At 72.5% G+C, this 18,316-nt stretch carries 16 protein-coding genes and 4 tRNA genes; 9 read left to right on the top strand and 11 right to left on the bottom strand.

What is annotated here, in order from left to right; genetic code table 11:
- Positions 1 to 7: 7 nt before the first annotated feature.
- From ACIBEC_RS25960 to crcB (ACIBEC_RS25980), 5 genes are all read right to left on the bottom strand, one after another.
- Positions 8 to 2,311, bottom strand: a complete 2,304-nt coding sequence (locus ACIBEC_RS25960) for a DEAD/DEAH box helicase (protein WP_360497870.1) — start codon at positions 2,309 to 2,311, stop codon at positions 8 to 10.
- Positions 2,312 to 2,531: 220 nt separating this feature from the next.
- Positions 2,532 to 3,164: a hypothetical protein gene (locus tag ACIBEC_RS25965; RefSeq protein WP_360497872.1), complete on the bottom strand. Its 633-nt coding sequence runs from the start codon at positions 3,162 to 3,164 to the stop codon at positions 2,532 to 2,534.
- A gap of 278 nt (positions 3,165 to 3,442) precedes the next feature.
- Positions 3,443 to 3,817, bottom strand: coding sequence for a fluoride efflux transporter CrcB (crcB, locus tag ACIBEC_RS25970; RefSeq protein ID WP_360497874.1), 375 nt, complete (start codon positions 3,815 to 3,817; stop codon positions 3,443 to 3,445).
- Entirely contained in the window at positions 3,814 to 4,248 is a 435-nt protein-coding gene (locus ACIBEC_RS25975) for a DUF190 domain-containing protein (protein WP_360497876.1), read from the bottom strand. Before ACIBEC_RS25975 ends, crcB (ACIBEC_RS25970) begins: the two co-directional genes overlap by 4 nt.
- A complete protein-coding gene (crcB, locus tag ACIBEC_RS25980) occupies positions 4,245 to 4,787 on the bottom strand; it encodes a fluoride efflux transporter CrcB (protein ID WP_360497878.1) in 543 nt (180 codons plus the stop codon). The genes ACIBEC_RS25975 and crcB (ACIBEC_RS25980) overlap by 4 nt, the downstream gene beginning before the upstream one ends.
- 70 nt (positions 4,788 to 4,857) lie before the next feature.
- On the opposite strand from crcB (ACIBEC_RS25980), the gene ACIBEC_RS25985 reads away from it, so the two are divergent.
- The 5 genes from ACIBEC_RS25985 (at position 4,858) to ACIBEC_RS26005 (ending at position 6,450) form a co-directional block, all read left to right on the top strand.
- Complete coding sequence (locus ACIBEC_RS25985; protein ID WP_316523923.1) at positions 4,858 to 5,199, top strand: metallopeptidase family protein; 342 nt, start codon at positions 4,858 to 4,860, stop codon at positions 5,197 to 5,199.
- A gap of 125 nt (positions 5,200 to 5,324) precedes the next feature.
- A tRNA-Glu gene (locus ACIBEC_RS25990) sits at positions 5,325 to 5,397 on the top strand.
- A 54-nt stretch (positions 5,398 to 5,451) separates the two neighbouring features.
- Positions 5,452 to 5,525: transfer RNA gene (locus ACIBEC_RS25995), tRNA-Asp, on the top strand.
- Between the two features lie 27 nt (positions 5,526 to 5,552).
- Positions 5,553 to 5,626: transfer RNA gene (locus ACIBEC_RS26000), tRNA-Phe, on the top strand.
- A gap of 326 nt (positions 5,627 to 5,952) precedes the next feature.
- Entirely contained in the window at positions 5,953 to 6,450 is a 498-nt protein-coding gene (locus tag ACIBEC_RS26005; RefSeq protein WP_360497880.1) for a DUF3995 domain-containing protein, read from the top strand.
- Here ACIBEC_RS26005 and ACIBEC_RS26010 read toward each other — a convergent pair.
- The 3 genes from ACIBEC_RS26010 to ACIBEC_RS26020 all read right to left on the bottom strand — a co-directional run bounded on the left by ACIBEC_RS26010 (position 6,436) and on the right by ACIBEC_RS26020 (position 8,699).
- Positions 6,436 to 7,011 carry an alpha/beta fold hydrolase gene (locus tag ACIBEC_RS26010; RefSeq protein ID WP_396288950.1) on the bottom strand — a complete coding sequence of 192 codons (576 nt, stop codon included), beginning with the start codon at positions 7,009 to 7,011 and terminating at the stop codon, positions 6,436 to 6,438. The genes ACIBEC_RS26005 and ACIBEC_RS26010 overlap by 15 nt on opposite strands.
- A 243-nt stretch (positions 7,012 to 7,254) precedes the next feature.
- Positions 7,255 to 8,169 (bottom strand): hypothetical protein, encoded by a 915-nt coding sequence (locus tag ACIBEC_RS26015; RefSeq protein ID WP_360497883.1) that lies wholly within the window; start codon positions 8,167 to 8,169, stop codon positions 7,255 to 7,257.
- A gap of 11 nt (positions 8,170 to 8,180) precedes the next feature.
- Positions 8,181 to 8,699 carry a SigE family RNA polymerase sigma factor gene (locus ACIBEC_RS26020; RefSeq protein WP_360497885.1) on the bottom strand — a complete coding sequence of 173 codons (519 nt, stop codon included), beginning with the start codon at positions 8,697 to 8,699 and terminating at the stop codon, positions 8,181 to 8,183.
- A gap of 141 nt (positions 8,700 to 8,840) precedes the next feature.
- Here ACIBEC_RS26020 and hrpA point away from each other — a divergent pair, with 141 nt between their 5' ends.
- Positions 8,841 to 12,821, top strand: a complete 3,981-nt coding sequence (gene hrpA, locus ACIBEC_RS26025) for an ATP-dependent RNA helicase HrpA (RefSeq protein WP_396288953.1) — start codon at positions 8,841 to 8,843, stop codon at positions 12,819 to 12,821.
- A gap of 103 nt (positions 12,822 to 12,924) precedes the next feature.
- Positions 12,925 to 12,998, top strand: a tRNA-Asp gene (locus ACIBEC_RS26030).
- A gap of 355 nt (positions 12,999 to 13,353) precedes the next feature.
- Here the strand turns inward: ACIBEC_RS26030 and bldC are convergent.
- Together bldC and ACIBEC_RS26040 are read right to left on the bottom strand one after the other, a co-directional pair.
- The gene (gene bldC, locus ACIBEC_RS26035) at positions 13,354 to 13,560 is read right to left on the bottom strand and encodes a developmental transcriptional regulator BldC (RefSeq protein ID WP_014137253.1); all 207 of its coding nucleotides are present in this window, start codon (positions 13,558 to 13,560) and stop codon (positions 13,354 to 13,356) included.
- 487 nt (positions 13,561 to 14,047) lie between these two features.
- The gene (locus ACIBEC_RS26040) at positions 14,048 to 14,950 is read right to left on the bottom strand and encodes a hypothetical protein (RefSeq protein WP_360497887.1); all 903 of its coding nucleotides are present in this window, start codon (positions 14,948 to 14,950) and stop codon (positions 14,048 to 14,050) included.
- Positions 14,951 to 15,157: 207 nt separating this feature from the next.
- Here ACIBEC_RS26040 and ACIBEC_RS26045 point away from each other — a divergent pair, with 207 nt between their 5' ends.
- Together ACIBEC_RS26045 and ACIBEC_RS26050 are read left to right on the top strand one after the other, a co-directional pair.
- Entirely contained in the window at positions 15,158 to 16,315 is a 1,158-nt protein-coding gene (locus ACIBEC_RS26045; protein WP_360497889.1) for a Glu/Leu/Phe/Val dehydrogenase dimerization domain-containing protein, read from the top strand.
- Positions 16,316 to 16,700: 385 nt separating this feature from the next.
- On the top strand, positions 16,701 to 16,961 hold the full coding sequence (locus tag ACIBEC_RS26050) for a DUF3073 domain-containing protein (protein ID WP_360497891.1): 261 nt from the start codon (positions 16,701 to 16,703) through the stop codon (positions 16,959 to 16,961).
- A gap of 251 nt (positions 16,962 to 17,212) precedes the next feature.
- Here ACIBEC_RS26050 and purM read toward each other — a convergent pair whose 3' ends face one another.
- Entirely contained in the window at positions 17,213 to 18,295 is a 1,083-nt protein-coding gene (gene purM / locus ACIBEC_RS26055) for a phosphoribosylformylglycinamidine cyclo-ligase (RefSeq protein ID WP_360497893.1), read from the bottom strand.
- Positions 18,296 to 18,316: the final 21 nt, after the last annotated feature.

Here is an 18,316-nt window from a genome sequence, read left to right on the forward strand (position 1 = left end):
TACGACGTCAGTTCTTCCAGCGCGGCTTGCGGTCGTCGCGGTTGAAGCCACCGCGGTCGGCGCCACGGTCGCGGTCGCCGAAGCCACCACGGTCACGGTTGAACCCACCGCGGTCGGCCTGCGGACGGCCGCCGGAGCGGTGGTCGTCGCGGCGGGCGAACGGACGGCTGCTGCTGCTGCCGCCACGCTCGTCACGGCCGAAGGCCGGACGGTCACCGAAGGAACGGGCCGGACGGTCACCGAAGGAACGGCCGCCGCGGTCGTCGCCACGGTCGCGGTTGAAGCCGCCGCGGTCGCCACCGCGGTCACGGTCGCCGAAGCCACCGGAGCGACGGTCGTCACGGTCGCGGCCGCCGAAGCCGCCACGCTCGCCACCACGGTCACGGTTGAAGCCACCGCGGTCGCCGCCACGGTCACGGTCGCCGAAGCCACCGGAGCGACGGTCGTCACGGCCACCGAAGCCGCCGGAGCGACGGTCGTCGCCACGGTCGCGGTTGAAGCCGCCGCGGTCGCCGCCACGGTCACGGTCGCCGAAGCCACCGGAGCGACGGTCGTCACGGTCGCGGCCGCCGAAGCCGCCACGCTCGCCACCACGGTCACGGTTGAAACCACCGGAGCGACGGTCGTCGCCACGGTCACGGTCACGGTCCCGGTCGCGGCCGAAGGCCGGACGCTCGCTGCGCGCCTCGCGGTACGCCGGGGCGCGGTCCTCGGTCTTCGGCGCGGAGGCGCGGTCCTCGGCCTTCGGCGCGGAAGCGGGGGCCTCGGCAGCGGCCGGAGCGGCAGCGGCCTCGGTCGGCTCGCCGGTCTCGTCGGCGGCCGGCTCCTCGTCCTCGATGCCCAGGTCGGCCCGCTCGCGCGCCGCACGGGCGGCCAGGCGGTCGGCCTCCTCGCGCAGCTCGGTGGCGCGACGCTGCGCGCGCTCCAGCTGGCGGGTCATGTCGGCGATCTCACGCTCGGCGGCACCGGCGATGTTGGCGGCGCTCTCCGCCTGGACCTCGGTCAGCGAACGGGCGCCGGTGATCCGGGCGACCTCCGCGTCGAAGGCGTGGTCCAGGATGTGGCGGCTGGCGTCGACGCCCGCGTCCTCCATCAGACGGAAGATGCCGCGACGCTGGTGCGGCAGCACCAGGGTGACGACGGCGCCGGAGCGGCCGGCCCGCGCAGTGCGGCCGGAGCGGTGCAGGTAGTCCTTGTGGTCGCCGGCCGGGTCCACGTTCAGGACCAGGTCGATGCCGTCGACGTGGATGCCGCGGGCGGCGACGTCGGTGGCGACGACGACGTTGACGTAGCCGTCCTTGAAGTCGCCGAGGACACGGGTACGGGCGCCCTGGGTCATGCCGCCGTGCAGCGCGTCGGCCTTCACACCGGCCTCGATCAGCTGCTCGGCGACCCGGTCGGCGCCCATCTGGGTGCGGACGAAGATGATCGTGCGGCCCTTGCGGGCGGCGATCGCGTTGGTGATCGGCGCCTTGTCCTTGGGCTTCACCACGAGGATGTGGTGGGTCATGGTCGTGACGGCGCCGGCCGAGGGGTCGACCTCGTGGGTGACCGGGTTCTTCAGGTAGCGCTTGACCAGGGTGTCGATCTCGTTCTCCAGGGTGGCGGAGAACAGCAGGCGCTGGCCGCCGGCCGGAACCTGGTCGAGGATCTCGGTGACCTCGGGCAGGAAGCCCATGTCCGCCATCTGGTCGGCCTCGTCGAGCACGACGGTCTGGACGTCGGCGAGCTTGGCACTGCCGCGGTTCAGCAGGTCCCGCAGGCGGCCCGGGGTGGCGACCAGGACGTCGACGCCGCGCTCCAGCGCGTAGATCTGGTTCGACATCGAGGTACCGCCGCAGACGACCTTGAGCTTGAGGCCGAGCACCGAGCCGAACGGCTCCAGGGCGTCGGCCACCTGCATGGCGAGCTCGCGGGTCGGGACCAGGATCAGGCCGCGCGGGTGCTTGGGCTTGGTGCGCTCGCCGTCGGCGAGGCGGGTCAGCAGCGGCAGGCCGAAGCTGAGGGTCTTGCCGGAGCCGGTACGACCACGGCCCAGCACGTCCTTGCCGGCCAGGGCGTCCGGGATGGTCGCGGCCTGGATCGGGAACGGGGTGGTGACGCCGCGCTTGGCGAGGGCGCGCACGACGTCGTCGTGCAGGCCCAGGTCGCCGAAGGTGAGGGTCGGCTCGGCGGCCGCCTCCTCGGTGGCCTCCACGGCCTCGGCGATCACCTCGTCCGCGGCGGTGTCGATGGTGTCGATGGTGTCGGTGACATCGGCGGCGGCCTCGTTCGCGGGCATGGCGAAGCGGGCGTCGTCAACGAGAGACATGCAAAACCTTCCGGAAGTGGCACGCGCCAAAGTCCGGGGTTCTGTTTCACAACCGCCTCTATGCGGTCAGCCACGGATCGCCGGAACGCGCCAAGGGCGCCAGATGAATTAGGGCGCCAGTCAAATGAATCAAACGAACGATCTACCACCATAGAGGACCCGGGGGGGCGGAGGCAAATGCCCTGGTTGATCCCCCAGTGCCCACCCCCGGCGCCCACCGCTAGTGCCCGGCGGCGCGCGGGCTCGGCGCCGGGGAACCGGAGCTGCCCGACGAGGGTTCCGGGCCCGGCGGGACGGTCGCGGCGGGCGAGGTGTGCTCGGGCTCGGGGGTGCTCGACGGGCGGCTGCTCGGGGTGGCCGAGGGGGAGCCCGCCGAACCGCCGGAGCGGCCCTCGCCGGTCCCGCCCGTCCCGCCGGAGCCCGTCGTGCCGCCGGAGCCGGTCGACGCGCCACCGCCGGGGTGCGGCGCCGGGCTGGTGTCCACCGCGCCCGCCGAACCACCACCGGGCGCACCCGCTGGAGCCCCCGGCACCGGGACCACTCCGGTCACCGTGCCACTCGCCCCGGGCGCCACCTCGCCCGGCGTCGAAGCCGTGGCCCCGCCCGGGGCGTTCTCGGCCTGCGGGCCCCCCGGCCGCTCCGGGCGCCCCGACACACCGCCCGGGTGCCCGGCCCCCGGCGAGGCCGACGGCCCGCCCGTCGCCGCCGGCCGGGCCGCAGCACCGGCCTGCCCGACCGGCGCCACCCCGCCGTGCTTCTCCTCCGCCGCCGGGCCCACCGACATGCACCCGGTCAGCCCCATTCCGGCCACCGTCAGCACCGCCGCCGCCCGCACCGCCCGTGAGCGCAGCACCGCCGTGTTCCGCACCCGCACCGCCCGCGCCGCTCGCACTGCCCGAACCGCTCGCACTGCCCGAACCGCTCGTCCTGCCCGAACCGCCCGCACCGAAGCCACCGAGGTCCCTCTCTACCGCCCCACCCGGGCCGCCCACTCACGCGCGGCCGCTTTCGGTGCCCAACGCGCGCCCGGCCCGGCGGGACACGGGCAGGGCGGCAGTTCGCCCCCGGTCTCCCACCGAGGGCGCCGCCTCAGCCCAGGAGTTTCGGCCCCGAAGCATCCGCCCCGAAGCCTCAGCCCCACAGCGCCGAGGCCAGCTCCGCCCCGGCGTACACCGCGGCCAGCCCGGCCACCACGCTGCCGGCCACGTTCGCCAGCGCGAACCGCCCGGCACCGGTCTCGGCCAGCCGCAGCGTCTCGTACGAGAAGGTCGAATACGTGGTCAGCGCACCGCACAGGCCCGTCCCCAGCAGCAGCTGGACCTGCGAGGACGCCGCGCCCGCCGCCACCGCGCCGGTCACCGTCCCGAGGATCAGGCAGCCGACCACGTTCACCGTGAAGGTCCCCCACGGAAACACCGAGTCGTGCCGGGACTGCACCGCCCGGTCGGTCAGATACCGCATCGGCGCGCCGACCACCGCGCCCGCCACCACCAGCAGCCAGTTCACCCCGCCGACTCCTCCCGACCCGAACCCTCGCCCGACCCCCGACCCGAACCCTCGCCCGAGCCGCCACCCGCGCCGTCACCCGAACGCCCGTCCGGTCCGCGCCCGGTGTAGGTCACGACCTCGCACCGGTCCAGCAGCACCAGGCCCTCCGCCACCAGCCCGTCCAGCTGCGGCAGGAACGCCCGCACCCGCTCCTCCTCGTCCACGATCACCACCGCCACCGGCAGGTCCTCGCTCAGCGACAGCAGCCGCGTGGTGTGTACCAGCGACGACGCCCCGAACCCCTCGATCCCCCGGAACACGCTCGCCCCGGCCAGCCCGGCCGCCCGCGCCCGGTGCACGATCTCGCTGTACAGCGGGCGGTGGTGCCACCGGTCGCTCTCGCCGACCAGCACCGTCAGCCGCAGCGCCGGCCCGCCCAGCCGGGTCACCGCGCGCCCCCGCCGGTCGCGGCGCCGCCCCGCACGGCTCCGCGGCGCACCGCGCGGTGGATCAGACGCCGGGTCAGCCCGGCCGCCGCCCACACCGCGACCAGCGCGCCCAGCAGCGTCAGCCCCAGGTACGCCAGCCCCGGCCCGAGCCGGCCCACCTCCAACAGCCGCCGGACGTCCACCGCGTACGTCGAGAAGGTGGTGAACCCGCCCAGCACGCCGGTGCCGAAGAACGGCCGCACCAGCGGATGCGCCTGGCGCCCCTCGGTGATCACCACCAGGAACACCCCGATCACCGCGCAGCCGACCACGTTGACCAGCAGCGTCGTCCACGGGAAGGCCGTCGGCCCGGTCTGCCAGCCGAGCCCCGCCGCGTACCGGGCCACCGCCCCGATCGCCCCGCCGGCCGCGACCGCCGCCACGGCGGGCCCCTGCCCGCGCAACACCGGCGGCCGGTTCCGCACCCGGGCCGCGACCGGCGGCGGCGTCCGGGGCGGACCGTCCACCGTGCCGTCCAACGCGCCCTCCGAGGTCGTCATAGCCCCATCAAACACCGACCTCCGCCACCTGGCACACCGTCACCCCAGACCCGACAATGATCCGGTGGAGATGACCCGGGAAGAGTTCGAGACGCTGGTCAGCGACGCGCTCGACCAGATCCCCCCGCAGCTCGCGGCCATGATGGACAACGTCGCGATCTTCGTCGAGGACGAACCCGACCCGAGCGACCCCGAACTCCTGGGCCTCTACGAAGGCACCCCGCTCACCGAACGCGGCGAGTGGTACGCCGGCGTCCTGCCCGACCGCATCCTGATCTACCGCGGCCCCACCCTCCGCCACTGCGAGACCCGCGAGCAGGTGGTCGAGGAGGTCCGCACCACCGTGATCCACGAGGTCGCCCACCACTTCGGTTTCGACGACCACGAACTCGACGAGCTCGGCTGGTCCTGACCCCCTCCGCAGCCCCGCCCCGCCCCCGCTCCACCGGCCGGCCGAAACCCGTTTTGGCGTTCCGCCCGACATCCCATATGCTTCTCGACGTCCCCGAACGCTGGAAACAGCGGGACAGGCCGCAAGCCCTCATCGTCTAGTGGCCCAGGACGCCGCCCTTTCAAGGCGGTAGCACGGGTTCGAATCCCGTTGGGGGCACGCAGTACCGTAGTAAAGTCAGTGCCGCAAGACCTTAGTGGTTCGCCACTACCAGGTCCCGTGGAGCAGTTGGTTAGCTCGCCACCCTGTCAAGGTGGAGGTCGCGGGTTCAAGTCCCGTCGGGATCGCTCGTCTCGCAAGAGACGGTGCAGTACGGCCAGGTAGCTCAGTTGGTACGAGCGTCCGCCTGAAAAGCGGAAGGTCGCCGGTTCGACCCCGGCCCTGGCCACAACCGGGAAGCCCCCGTAGCGAATTCGCTACGGGGGCTTCGTCGTTCCGCAGGCCCGGCCACGGGCTGCTGCCCGGCGAGAACACCGATCTGATCCCGCCCGACGTCGGCCCTTCTTCAGCAGGCCGGACGCCACCCGCCACCACCGGCGCGAGGACATCGGCTTCGGGGAGACGCTGCGCGTCCCGGACCCCTTCGGCTTCGAGCCGGCCACCGACGGCCTGCTGCCGTACCGGCCCCGCGCCGCCCGAGATCCCCCCGCAGGGGGAGGGGGAACCACCGGCGGGACGATCCGTCGGGGTGGGGCGGGGCGGGACCGTGGGGGCATGGAGACGACGAGGGACACGGGCTGGAACCGGGTGGCGGCGGGGGCCGGGTACGTGGCGGCGGGCTGGGCGGTGGCCTTCGCGCTGGTGCACGTGTACTGGCTGGCCGACGGGCGGCTCGGGCTGCCGGAGGGCCGCTCGGTGTGGAGCAGCACGCCGCTGCTGGTGATCGACGTGATCGCGATCCCGCTGTGCGCGGTGGCTGCGGCGGTGGCGCTGGCGCCGGTGCGGCGGTGGGGCGGGCGGGTGCCGGCGCGGCTGCTGACCGGTGCGCTGTGGGGCACCACCGCGCTGCTGGTGCTGCACGCCGCGCCGTCCGTGCCCGACTGGATCGCCCTGGCCGTCGGCAGCCGGTCGGGCGCCGAGCTGGACGCGATGGCCCGGTTCGCGACCTTCGGCTACGAGCCGTTCTTCCTGGCCGGCGGCCTCCTCTTCGCCCTCACCTCGCTCGGCCGCCGGGCGTCCCGCCGGTCAGCCGTGCGGTCAGCCGCGCGGTGAGCCAGTCGGCGGTGGTGGCGAGCCAGTCCGGCAGGGCGGTGCCGAGCAGGTGGTTGCCGTCCGGGACGAGGAGCAGCTCGGCGTCGGGGGCGTGCTCGGCCAGGGTGGCGGTGGTGACGCCCGGGATCCGGTCCTCGCCGCCCTCGACGACCAGCAGCGGCAAGGCGATCCGCGGCGCGAGGTCAGGTCGACCCGGTCGACGAAGGCGCGGGCCGCCTCGTAGCCGCCGCAGCGCTGGGCGAGGGTCGCGGTGACGAACGGGACCAGGCCGTCCCGGTCCAGCCGGTACGGGCAGCTGACCACCGCCGCGGCGCGCAGCCCCGGCTCACGGGCGGCGGACTCGGCGGCGTAGTAGCCGCCCAGGCTGAGACCGATCACAGCGGCCCGGGCGGGGTCCAGGTCGTCGTGGCGGGCGTCGACCAGGTCGTCCAGGCGCAGCGCGCACTCCTCGACCAAGGTGAGCGCGGCCACGGCGGTGACCGGCTTGGACATCGAGGCGATCCGGAACAGGGTGTCCCGGCGCATCGGGGCAGTGCCGGCAGTGTCGTGGCTGCCGAGCACGGTGACGTGCAGCTAGTCGTCACGAGCCACGGCGGCCACCAGGCCGGGCACCCCGCCCCGCTCGACGTGCCCGGCGAGGACCTCGGGGATCCGGCTCAGCCGCTTCGGGTGGAACCCGGTGGTGTTGCCCATCGGTCGGCACCGCTCCGACCCTTGACGGCACATCAGGTCGATCGGGGCCACTGTGCCGCACGGCACCGACTATTCGGACGAGGCGGGCGGTCCGGGACGGCGGAGGGCGGCTCAGGACGTGCGGAACCAGTTGTCGTCGGTGCCGAGGACCGTGCCGTCGGCGGCATAGAGGGTGAAGGTCTTGGCGTCCGAGCCCGGCTTCTTCGGGATGGCGACCCAGCGGGTCGTGGAGTCGCCGACGGCGACCGGCACCGCCTCGGTGGAGCCGCCGGTCTGCCAGGTGACCACGACCTTCGCGACCTCGGGCGTGACTCCGGCGACCACCACCGGCGAGGCGCCCAGCTCCCCGCCCTTGGCGCCGAGCATCGCCCCCCCGCCGGAGAAGGCGGAGGCGGGGACGGACCCGGCGGCGGCCCCGGCGCCCGGCTTCGCCGGCACGACGGTCTGGTGCACGGTGTCGTCCACCTGCCGCCGGCCGTCGAGGGTGAGGTAGAGGTTCACCTCGTCCAGGTCGGCCCGCCAGTGGCGGTCGACCTCGCCGTTCGTCATCTTCGGCAGCTGTGGGATGGCGGTGTGCCGGTCCTCCCAGCGCAGCTCCTCCTGCCGGTAGGCGTCCTCCTTGGTGGGGGCGGCCGGCCACAGGGCGGCCCAGGCCTGCCAGGTGTGGCCGTTGGCGGTGCCTTCGCCGACCTTGACCCGGATCGGGGTGAACGGGTCCCGCGCGGGCTCGGTGGGGGTGGCCGCCGCGGAAGCCGGGGCCGAGCCGGACGCCGAGGCCGCCACCGCCACGGAGGAGACCGCCTGCCGGCCGCGCTCGCCGAGCACCGCCCCGCCGCCGACGACCGCCGCGACCAGCACCGCGGCCGCTCCGGCGGTCAGCAGCCGCCGACGGCGCAGCCGGCGCCGCCCTCCGCTGAGCAGCCGGTCGTACGGCACCGTCCCGATGTCGACGCTCCCGGCCAGTTCGCCGAGGGCCCGCGCGGCCTCCGCCGCGTCGTCCCCGGCGCCCGCGGGGCCCCCGGTCATCGATTCCTTGTTCATCTTCCGCCTCCGATCGTGGTCAGTCCGCTGAGTGAGGAGGCCTGCCGGAGCTTGGCGAGCCCTCGGGCCGCCTGGCTCTTGACCGTCCCGACCGAGCAGCCCATGGCCGCCGCGGTCTGGGTCTCGGTGAGGTCCTCCCAGTAGCGCAGGACGACGGCCTGGCGCTGGCGCGGCGGCAGTGCGCCGAGCGCGGCGAGCAGCGCGGCCCGGTCGTCCGGGTCGGCCCCGGCCGGTGCGGCCCGGTCCGGGACGGCGTGCACGAGCTGTTCGACCGGTCTGCGCCGGAACCGCCGGGCGTGTTCGTTGACCAGGATCCGGCGGACGTACGCGGGCGGGTCGTCGGCCGCGCGCACTCGGCCCCAGGCGACGTACGCCCGCTCCAGGGCCTGCTGGACCAGGTCCTCGGCGCCGTGCCGGTCCCCCGCGAGCAGGTAGGCCGTCCTGAACAGCCGCGACCACGCGCTGCCGGCGAACGCCCGGAACTCCTCGTCCCGTGCGGTCTTCTGGGCTCCCATGAGCACCTCCTCAAACCCCCAGAGCCCGCAACGGCCGCGGACCGTTGCCCGCCGTTCGCGATTCGCCGTCGGCGGCTGTGACACTGGAGGGGCTCGAAAACCGAGGTGCGCTCCGCCGTGCCTCCTTGCGAACCTAGAGGGATGCCCGCAGTGAGTTCTCCCGCAGTCCAGTCCGCCCCCGTCCCCGCCGAGGGTCCCGGAATAGGTGAGCTGGCCGCCCGCCTGCCCGAGCTGACCTTGCGCGACGAGGTGCGGATCGGGCGCCGCCTGGAGGGGGCCCGCCGGGTCCGCAAGGCCGAGGCCCGGCAGAAGGTCGCGGCCGAGATCGCCGCCGACATCGACCGTGCCGAGTTGCTGGTCGAGCAGCGCCGGCGCGCCGTTCCGCCGATCACGTATCCCGCGGAGCTGCCGGTCAGCCAGAAGAAGGACGAGATCCTGGCGGCGATCCGGGACCACCAGGTGGTGATCGTCGCGGGCGAGACCGGCTCCGGCAAGACCACCCAGATCCCGAAGATCTGTCTGGAGCTCGGCCGCGGCGTGCGCGGTCTGGTCGGCCACACCCAGCCGCGCCGGATCGCCGCCCGTACGGTGGCCGAGCGGGTCGCGGAGGAGCTGAACAGCCCGCTGGGCGAGGCGGTCGGCTGGAAGGTCCGGTTCACCGACCAGGTCGGCCAGGACACCCTGGTCAAGCTGATGACGGACGGCATCCTGCTCGCGGAGATCCAGACCGACCGCGATCTGCGCCAGTACGACACCCTGATCATCGACGAGGCGCACGAGCGCAGCCTCAACATCGACTTCATCCTCGGCTACCTCAAGCAGTTGCTCCCCCGGCGCCCCGACCTCAAGGTCGTGATCACCTCCGCGACCATCGACCCGGAGCGCTTCGCCCGGCACTTCGGCGACGCCCCGATCGTCGAGGTCTCGGGCCGGACGTACCCGGTGGAGGTCCGCTACCAGCCCGTCCTCGACGACGACGCCGAGGAGCCGGACGAGGCCGACCGCGACCGGGACCAGGTCCAGGCGATCTGCGACGCCGCCCAGGAGCTGCAGGCCGAGGGCCCGGGCGACATCCTGGTCTTCCTCTCCGGCGAGCGCGAGATCCGCGACACCGCCGACGCCCTCAACCGGCTGAAGCTGCGGAACACCGAGGTCCTGCCGCTGTACGCCCGGCTCAGTTCGGCCGAGCAGCACCGGGTCTTCCAGCGCTCCGGCAGCCGCCGGATCGTGCTGGCCACCAACGTGGCCGAGACCTCGCTCACCGTCCCCGGCATCAAGTACGTGATCGACCCGGGCACCGCCCGGATCTCCCGCTACAGCCACCGCACCAAGGTGCAGCGGCTCCCGATCGAGGCGATCAGCCAGGCCAGCGCCAACCAGCGCAAGGGCCGCTGCGGCCGGACGTCGGACGGCATCTGCATCCGGCTGTACTCGGAGGAGGACTTCCTCTCCCGCCCCGAGTTCACCGACGCCGAGATCCTGCGCACCAACCTGGCCTCGGTGATCCTGCAGATGACCGCGGCCGGTCTCGGCGACATCGCCGCCTTCCCGTTCCTGGACCCGCCGGACTCGCGCAACATCAAGGACGGCGTCCACCTGCTGCACGAGCTGGGCGCGCTGGACCCGGACGAGAAGGACCCGCGCAAGCGCCTCACCCAGCTCGGCCGCAAACTCGCCCAGCTCCCGGTGGACCCGCGGATGGCCCGCATGGTGCTGGAGGCGGACCGCAACGGCTGCGTCCGCGACGTCATGGTGATCGCCGCCGCGCTCTCCATCCAGGATCCGCGCGAGCGCCCCGCCGAGAAGCGCCAGGCCGCCGACGACCGGCACCGCCGGTTCACCTCGGAGACCTCGGACTTCCTCTCCTACCTGGCGATGTGGCGGTACGTCCGGGAGCAGCAGAAGGAGCTCTCCTCCTCGGCGTTCCGCCGGATGTGCAAGGCGGAGTTCCTCAACTACCTGCGGATACGGGAGTGGCAGGACATCTACACCCAGCTGCGCACGGTCGCCAAGCAGTTGGGCGTGACGATGGAGGAGCCGCATCCGGACGCCGAGCCGGACGCCGACCGGATCCACCAGTCCCTGCTGGCCGGCCTGCTCTCCCACATCGGCCTGTTCGACGTGGAGAAGCGCGAGTACGGCGGAGCGCGCGGCGCCCGCTTCGCGGTCTTCCCGGGCTCCGGCCTGTTCAAGAAGCCGCCGCGCTGGGTGATGTCGGCCGAGCTGGTGGAGACCTCCCGGCTCTGGGCCCGGATCAACGCCAAGATCGAACCGGAGTGGGTCGAGCCGCTGGCCGGCCACCTGATCAAGCGCAGCTACAGCGAGCCGCACTGGGAGAAGAAGGCCGGCGCGGTGCTGGCGTACGAGAAGGTCACCCTCTACGGGATGCCGGTCGTCGCCCAGCGCAAGGTCAACTACGGGAAGATCGACCCGGAGCTGTGCCGCGAGCTGTTCATCCGCAACGCGCTGGTCGAGGGCGACTGGGAGACCCACCACAAGTTCTTCGCGGAGAACCGCAAGCTGCTCGGCGAGGTCGAGGAGCTGGAGAACCGGGCGCGCCGCCGGGACATCCTGGTGGACGACCAGACACTGTTCGAGTTCTACGACTCCCGGCTGCCCGACGAGATCGTCTCCACCCGGCACTTCGACTCCTGGTGGAAGAAGGCCCGGCACGAGCAGCCGGACCTGCTGAACTTCGAGAAGTCGATGCTGATCAACGACGCCGCCGACGGCGTCACCGAGGCCGACTACCCGGACCACTGGCAGCAGGGCAAGCTGCGCTTCCAGCTGACCTACCAGTTCGAGCCGGGCAGCGACGCGGACGGCGTGACGGTGCACATCCCGCTGCCGGTGCTCAACCAGGTCACCGCGGAGGGCTTCGACTGGCAGATCCCCGGTCTGCGGGAGGAGTTGATCACCGCGTACATCAAGTCGCTGCCGAAGGCGATCCGGCGCAACTTCGTGCCCGCGCCGGACTTCGCCAAGGCGGCGCTGCGCGGGGTGAAGGACCGCCAGGAACCGCTGCTCCCGGCGCTGGAGCACGCCCTGAAGCGGCTGACGGCGGTCACCGTGCCGCCGGAGGCCTGGGACGACGAACGGGTGCCGGACCACCTCAAGGTGACCTTCCGGGTGGTGGACGGCCGCCGCAAGCTCGCCGAGTCCAAGGACCTGGAGGAGCTGCGGCTGAGGCTCAAGCCGAAGCTCAAGGAGACGCTGTCCTCGGCCGCGTCCGGTCAGGGCATCGAGCAGAGCGGGCTGACCGCGTGGCCGGAGTCGCTGCCGGTCCTGCAGCGCACCTTCGAGCAGCGCTCACGCGGCCACGCGCTGCGCGCCTACCCGGCCCTGGTGGACGAGGGCACCGCGGTCGGCATCAAGCTGTTCGACACCCCGGAGGCCCAGGCGCAGGCGATGTGGGAGGGCACCCGGCGGCTGCTGATGCTGACCACCAACTCCCCGGCCAAGTCGATCCAGGGCCGACTGGGCAACCAGGCGAAGCTGGCGCTCTCGCACAGCCCGCACGGCTCGATCGCCGCGCTCTTCGAGGACGTCGTGTCCGCCGCGACGGACCGGCTGATGGCCCAGGCCGGCGGCCCGGCCTGGGACGAGGCGGCCTTCGGCAAGCTGCACGAGAAGGTGCGCACGGACCTGTACGAGCTGTCCGCGGACACCACGCTGAAGACGGCCACCGCGCTGATCGCCTTCCACAAGGCCTCGACCCGACTGAAGTCGGTGAGCAGCCCGGTGCTGCTGAACGCGGTGAACGACGTCCGACTGCACCTGGCCTCGCTGGTGCACCCGGGCTTCGTGACCGCCACCGGCTGGCAGCGGCTGCCGAACCTGAAGCGCTACCTGCTGGCGGTGGACCGCCGCCTGGAGGCGCTGCCCAACCATCCGCAGCGGGACGCCCAGCAGCTGCTGAAGGTGCAGCAGGTGCAGCAGGCGTACGGGGAGCTGCTGGCGGCGGTGCCGGCCGGGCGGCAGCCGTCCGAGGAGGTGCGGGCGATCCGCTGGATGATCGAGGAGCTGCGGGTCAGTTTCTTCGCCCAGTCGTTGGGCACGCCGAGCCCGGTCTCGGAGAAGCGGATCATGAAGGCGATGGAGGCGGCCAGGGCGACGCTCTGAGCTGCGGGTGGGCCTTCAGGAGCCAGTTCGACCTGGAGGCCCACCATGGGCTACGATCTGTCTTGTTCGCAGCGCAAGCGAGTGAACGAGATCAGAACACTCTGGTCCTGTGGAGCAGTTGGTTAGCTCGCCACCCTGTCAAGGTGGAGGTCGCGGGTTCAAGTCCCGTCAGGATCGCCGTACCGAGAGGCCCGGAACCGTCAGGTTCCGGGCCTCTTGCGTTTGACCGTCCGGTTCCCTACCCCGGCCGGGTCCGGACCTCAAGCGACAGCCCGCGTGACGGTCGTCACTCATGTTCCCCGAAGGCCGGCCCCGGGGCGGGCCTATCCGAACACCACTAATTTAATATGTAAAATTGTACAGCTATTCACTGTATTTCCCCCCCGCATCATGCGCATCAAATCGTTATCCGGAGTTCAACATTCCGACCGGCCGACCGGTACCGGCCGCCCGGAGCCGAACACGACAAAGGGGCCGCTTACCGGACCCGGCGGAGTCCGGTAAGCGGCCCCTTTAAAGAGCCTTTGGCCTATCAGGCCTCAGTGCGCTGAGCCGGAATCCCGGCAAGCAGGGCGCGCACCTCCGCCTCACGGTAACGGCGGTGACCGCCGAGCGTGCGAATCGACGTCAGCTTGCCCGCCTTGGCCCAGCGGGTGACCGTCTTCGGGTCCACGCGGAACATGGTGGCAACCTCTGCCGGCGTCAGCAGCGGCTCAGCATCAGGGGTACGAGCGGTCATGAGCGGCCTCCTCGGGAGAACCGAACCAGGGCGGTTCTATCCTTCAAATTCTGCACCTTGGCCCGCGATGCCCGAAATGGCATAGACGGGCCGAGTCGGTTATAGGACGAACGGCTTGTCCTGGTGTCTACAACTACACCATCCGTCCAGCCCTATCGACCAAACCGCCAAAATTGACCCCTCACGGGTTCAAGGCCGACGGATGGCAATGGACCACCCCATAACGGACAGTCACGCGACGATGACGTCCGGTTACGGAGGGGCCAGACCCTCCGTTTCCCCACAAAGCACGCATCGACTCCAGAACCACCCAAAAGTGGGCACGCTCACGTGAAGTTGGGCTGGTTGTCCCATTTTTGCACATAGGGGTAAGTTCGCGTCAACGGTGAGTAGTGTCACGTTCGACAGCTATTGACCCGAACCGGGACCTTGGTCATGGGTGGGGCGCCCCGGAGGACTCTTACAGTCATACACGGGCGGTCGGACGTCAGTTCGCGTGCCGCAGCGCCAGCACCCGGCGCCACCGCGCCGTCAGTTCCCCGTACACGCGCAGCGCCTCCGCGGTGTCCCCGGCCCGCAGCGCGCGCAGCCCCTCCTCCAGCTCCCCCGCCGAACGGTCCGCCAACAACCGGTCCGGCCCCAGCAGATGCACCAGGCCCCCGTAGTCCAGTTCCACCAGCGAGCGCGGATGGAACTCCTCCAGCCACCGCCCGATCCGCTCCGCCCCCCGCACCAGCTCCCCGTCCGGCACCGCCTCGCGCAGCGCCCGGTAGGCCCGCGCCACCCTCCGGCGCGCCTGCGCCATCGGCACCAGGTAGAACAGCGCCGCCGGCCGGGCGCCCCGCTCCCCCGCGCCCCCTGCCGCGCCCGCCTCCCCCGGCAGGAAGCAGCGGTCCTCGTCCCCGAACGGCAGGAACCAGCGCACCGGCACCTCCCACCGGCTGGTGAGGATCCACGGCCGGGCGTCCGGGTGCTCGGCCCGCCAGCGCTCCCGGTCCGCCTCCGCGGCCTCCCGGGTCGCCGGCGGCAGCGCGGTGTCCAGCAGCGCCACCGGCCCGGTCCGCAACTCCTCCAGCGCCTGCCAGCTGCGCAGCCTGGTCGCCCACGGGCAGACGTACAGGACACCGTCCACCACCCGCAGGTAGGCCCGCCCACTCTCCCGCTCGGGCAGCGCCCGGGGCGTGCGCGCGACCAGCTCCGCGAGGGCCTCCCGCTGCTCCTCCAGCACCGCCGCCGCCACCGGCTGCGCCGCCGCCCCGGCGTCCGGCCCGCGCTCCGCCGCGTAGGCCTGCCAGCGCGCCCGCTCGGGCTCCGGGTACGCGGCCAGCGGCTCGTAGACCCGCAGGTGGGCGGCGTAGGGCGGCTGTACGGAAGTACGTACGACGGTCACGTCCTGCATGGTCGCACGCGCCGCGCGGGCCCGGGAGGGCGCGACCCCGAACAGTTCGCGCCCACACCGCGCACCCCCTCCTGTCTCACCCCTCGGACAACCGGCACAAGCTCGGACAAGAGGGCGGATCGGCGGCGCCCACCCGACTACGCTTCGCCCTAGGCGCCCGCACCACAGCAGCGGGCCTTCGATACTGGAGTCACCACAGTGACCGACGTACAGACCCCCGCAACGCACCCCGCACCCGGCGTGCTCAGCAGGATCTTCCGTACCGAACAGGACGGCGCCCCCGGCGACGGCCACGAGCAGGTCGTGCTGTGCCACGACCGCAGCTCGGGCCTGAAGGCGATCATCGCCATCCACTCCACCGCCCTGGGCCCGGCCCTCGGCGGCACCCGCTTCTTCCCGTACGCCTCCGAGGAGGCGGCGCTGGAGGACGCGCTGAACCTGTCCCGCGGGATGTCCTACAAGAACGCGCTGGCCGGCCTGGACCTCGGCGGCGGCAAGGCCGTCATCATCGGCGACCCGAACAAGGACAAGAACGAGGCGATGCTCCGGGCCTACGGCCGCTTCGTCGAGTCCCTGCGCGGCCGCTACATCACCGCCTGCGACGTGGGCACCTACGTCCAGGACATGGACGTCATCGCGCGCGAGACCGAGTTCGTGACCGGCCGCTCGCCCGAGCACGGCGGCGCCGGCGACTCGTCCATCCTGACCGCCTTCGGCGTCTTCCAGGGCATGCGCGCCACCGCCCAGGCCCGCTGGGGCCAGCCGACCCTGCGCGGCAAGCGGGTCGGCGTCGCCGGCGTCGGCAAGGTCGGCCACTACCTGGTCGGCCACCTGATCGCGGACGGCGCCACCGTCGTCATCACCGACCCCTTCGAGGCCGCCGTCAACCGCGTGCGCGCCGCCCACCCGGACGTGGAGGTGGTCGCCGACACCGCCGCCCTGCTCCAGGCCAAGCTGGACGTCTACGCCCCCTGCGCTCTCGGTGGCGCCCTGACCGACGCCGTGGTCGCGGCGCTCGGCGAGGCCGGCACCGCCATCGTCTGCGGCGCGGCCAACAACCAGCTGGCCCACGCCGGCGTCGAGAAGGACCTCGCCGACCGCGGCATCCTCTACGCGCCGGACTACCTGGTGAACTCCGGCGGCGTCATCCAGGTCGCCGACGAGATCGAGGGCTTCAACTTCGAGCGGGCCAAGAACAAGGCCACCAAGATCTTCGACACCACCCTGGAGATCTTCACCCGGGCCGCCTCCGACGGCGTCCCGCCGGCGGTCGCCGCCGACCGCCTGGCCGAGAAGCGGATGCGCGAGATCAGCGCGCTGCGCACCGTCCTGCTTCCGGGCGCCCGCCGCGGCTGATCCGGCCGCCGTCACCGGACCCCGGCTGCGCGGGGGGCTGCCACCGCGGCCCCCCGCGCATCACGATGTGGAACCGGATTCTCACTTCTCCGCCCGAACGGGTGATCCGAGGTCCCCCTAGGGGGGATAATCGGTCCTGGAACGACGGACCGAAGACACCTCTGGACAGCGCGCAAATCGCCGCAAAACCTCCCCTGACCTGGGAAGACCTGGCCTCGGGTGCGGTCGGTGCGCGCCACGTCACACCGACGACGTACCGTCCAGCGGCGGAAACAGGTACCGTTAATGCTCCAAGGGACGGTCCTCCCATTCGGGCAGACCGGTCCTGATCATGAACACGTGTCAGACTCGGGGCCGTGAGCCCCATCGTTGAGGGGGTCGACCCATGGGGCGCGGCCGGGCCAAGGCCAAGCAGACGAAGGTCGCCCGCGAGCTGAAGTACAACAGCGGCGGGTTCGACGCTAACCGTCTGTCCAACGAGCTGGGCGTATCACCGTCCACCGCTTCGATCGACCCTGAGCCGATCGAGGAGGAGGAGGAGGACGACGACCCGTACGCGGAATACGCCGCCCGCTACGCCGACCTCGACGACGAGGACGACAACGAGCCGGGTGCCGGGGCCTCGCAGGCCTCCCGCCGCTCGTAACCAGCCGGCTTCACCGGACCGGTCCAGGCGCCCAGGGCGCCGGGCCGGTCTTCGGCGTTCCCGCGCACGGGCAGGCACATCGGCCGCCCGCCGGGTGCCGCCCGAGCTGCCCGAGCCGCCCGGGCTTTCCGCCGAACGGTGCACGGGCCCGCTCGTCGAGCGGTGCCCGTGGAACGCGAGAGGGCCCCTCCGGTGCGCCGGAGGGGCCCTCTCGTCGTCGCCGAGCCTGCTCAGGCCGGTCTTGGGCTGCTCTAGGCCCGGAAGCCCTCGTAGGCGTTGTAGAGGGCCGCGCCGCCCTCGTGCTCGTCGGTGCGCTCGACGACGTCGCCGAGCAGCCAGGCCTCGACGCCGCGGTCCTCCAGGATCGACAGCACCGCGTCCACCGAGTGCGGCGGGACGACGGCGACCATGCCGACGCCCATGTTGAGCGTCTTCTCGATCTCCAGGGTGGCCACGTTGCCGACCTCGGCGACGGTCCGGAAGACCGGCAGCGGGGTCCAGGTGCCGCGGTCCAGGCGGGCGTGCAGGCCGGCCGGGATGACCCGGTCCAGGTTGGCCGCCAGGCCGCCGCCGGTGACGTGCGAGAAGGCGTGGACCTCGGTGGCGCGGGTGAGCGCCAGGCAGTCCAGCGAGTAGATCCGGGTCGGCTCCAGCAGCTCCTCGCCGAGCGTGCGGCCGAACTCCTCGACCTTGCGGTCCAGCTTCCAGCCGGCCTCGTTCAGCAGCACGTGGCGGACCAGCGAGTAGCCGTTGGAGTGCAGGCCGGAGGCGGCCATCGCGATCACCACGTCGCCGGCCCGGACCCGGTCCGCGCCGAGCAGCGCGTCGGCCTCCACGACGCCGGTGCCGGCGCCCGCCACGTCGTACTCGTCCGGGCCCAGCAGGCCCGGGTGCTCGGCGGTCTCGCCGCCGACCAGGGCGCAGCCGGCCAGCGCGCAGCCCTCGGCGATGCCCTTGACGATCGCGGCGACCCGCTCCGGGACGACCTTGCCGACGCAGATGTAGTCGGTCATGAACAGCGGCTCGGCGCCGCACACCACCAGGTCGTCCACGACCATGCCGACCAGGTCGTGGCCGATGGTGTCGTGCTTGTCCATGGCGGCGGCGATGGCCACCTTGGTCCCCACGCCGTCGGTGGCCGAGGCCAGCAGCGGCCGCTCGTAGTTCTTGAAGGCGGACGCGTCGAAGAGGCCGGCGAAGCCGCCGAGACCACCGACCACCTCGGGGCGGTTGGCCTTCTTCACCCACTGCTTCATGAGCTCGACGGCGCGGTCGCCCGCCTCGATGTCGACACCGGCGGCGGCGTAGGTGGCGCCGTTCTGGTTGCTGGTCACTGCGGTGCGGCCCTCTCGGGT

Origin of the sequence: Kitasatospora sp. NPDC051164 (assembly GCF_044455625.1) — a bacterium.
Classification (GTDB): domain Bacteria; phylum Actinomycetota; class Actinomycetes; order Streptomycetales; family Streptomycetaceae; genus Kitasatospora.

What these genes read in the sequence shown, in the direction of transcription:
- ACIBEC_RS25985 (WP_316523923.1), top strand. Translation starts at nt 4,858, where the DNA reads ATGACCCGGGAAGAGTTCGAGACGCTGGTCAGCGACGCGCTCGACCAG.
- bldC (WP_014137253.1), bottom strand. Translation starts at nt 13,560, where the DNA reads ATGACCGCTCGTACCCCTGATGCTGAGCCGCTGCTGACGCCGGCAGAG.
- ACIBEC_RS25960 (WP_360497870.1), bottom strand. Translation starts at nt 2,311, where the DNA reads ATGTCTCTCGTTGACGACGCCCGCTTCGCCATGCCCGCGAACGAGGCC.
- hrpA (WP_396288953.1), top strand. Translation starts at nt 8,841, where the DNA reads ATGCCCGCAGTGAGTTCTCCCGCAGTCCAGTCCGCCCCCGTCCCCGCC.
- ACIBEC_RS26005 (WP_360497880.1), top strand. Translation starts at nt 5,953, where the DNA reads ATGGAGACGACGAGGGACACGGGCTGGAACCGGGTGGCGGCGGGGGCC.
- ACIBEC_RS26015 (WP_360497883.1), bottom strand. Translation starts at nt 8,169, where the DNA reads ATGACCGGGGGCCCCGCGGGCGCCGGGGACGACGCGGCGGAGGCCGCG.
- crcB (WP_360497878.1), bottom strand. Translation starts at nt 4,787, where the DNA reads ATGACGACCTCGGAGGGCGCGTTGGACGGCACGGTGGACGGTCCGCCC.
- ACIBEC_RS26050 (WP_360497891.1), top strand. Translation starts at nt 16,701, where the DNA reads ATGGGGCGCGGCCGGGCCAAGGCCAAGCAGACGAAGGTCGCCCGCGAG.
- ACIBEC_RS26020 (WP_360497885.1), bottom strand. Translation starts at nt 8,699, where the DNA reads ATGGGAGCCCAGAAGACCGCACGGGACGAGGAGTTCCGGGCGTTCGCC.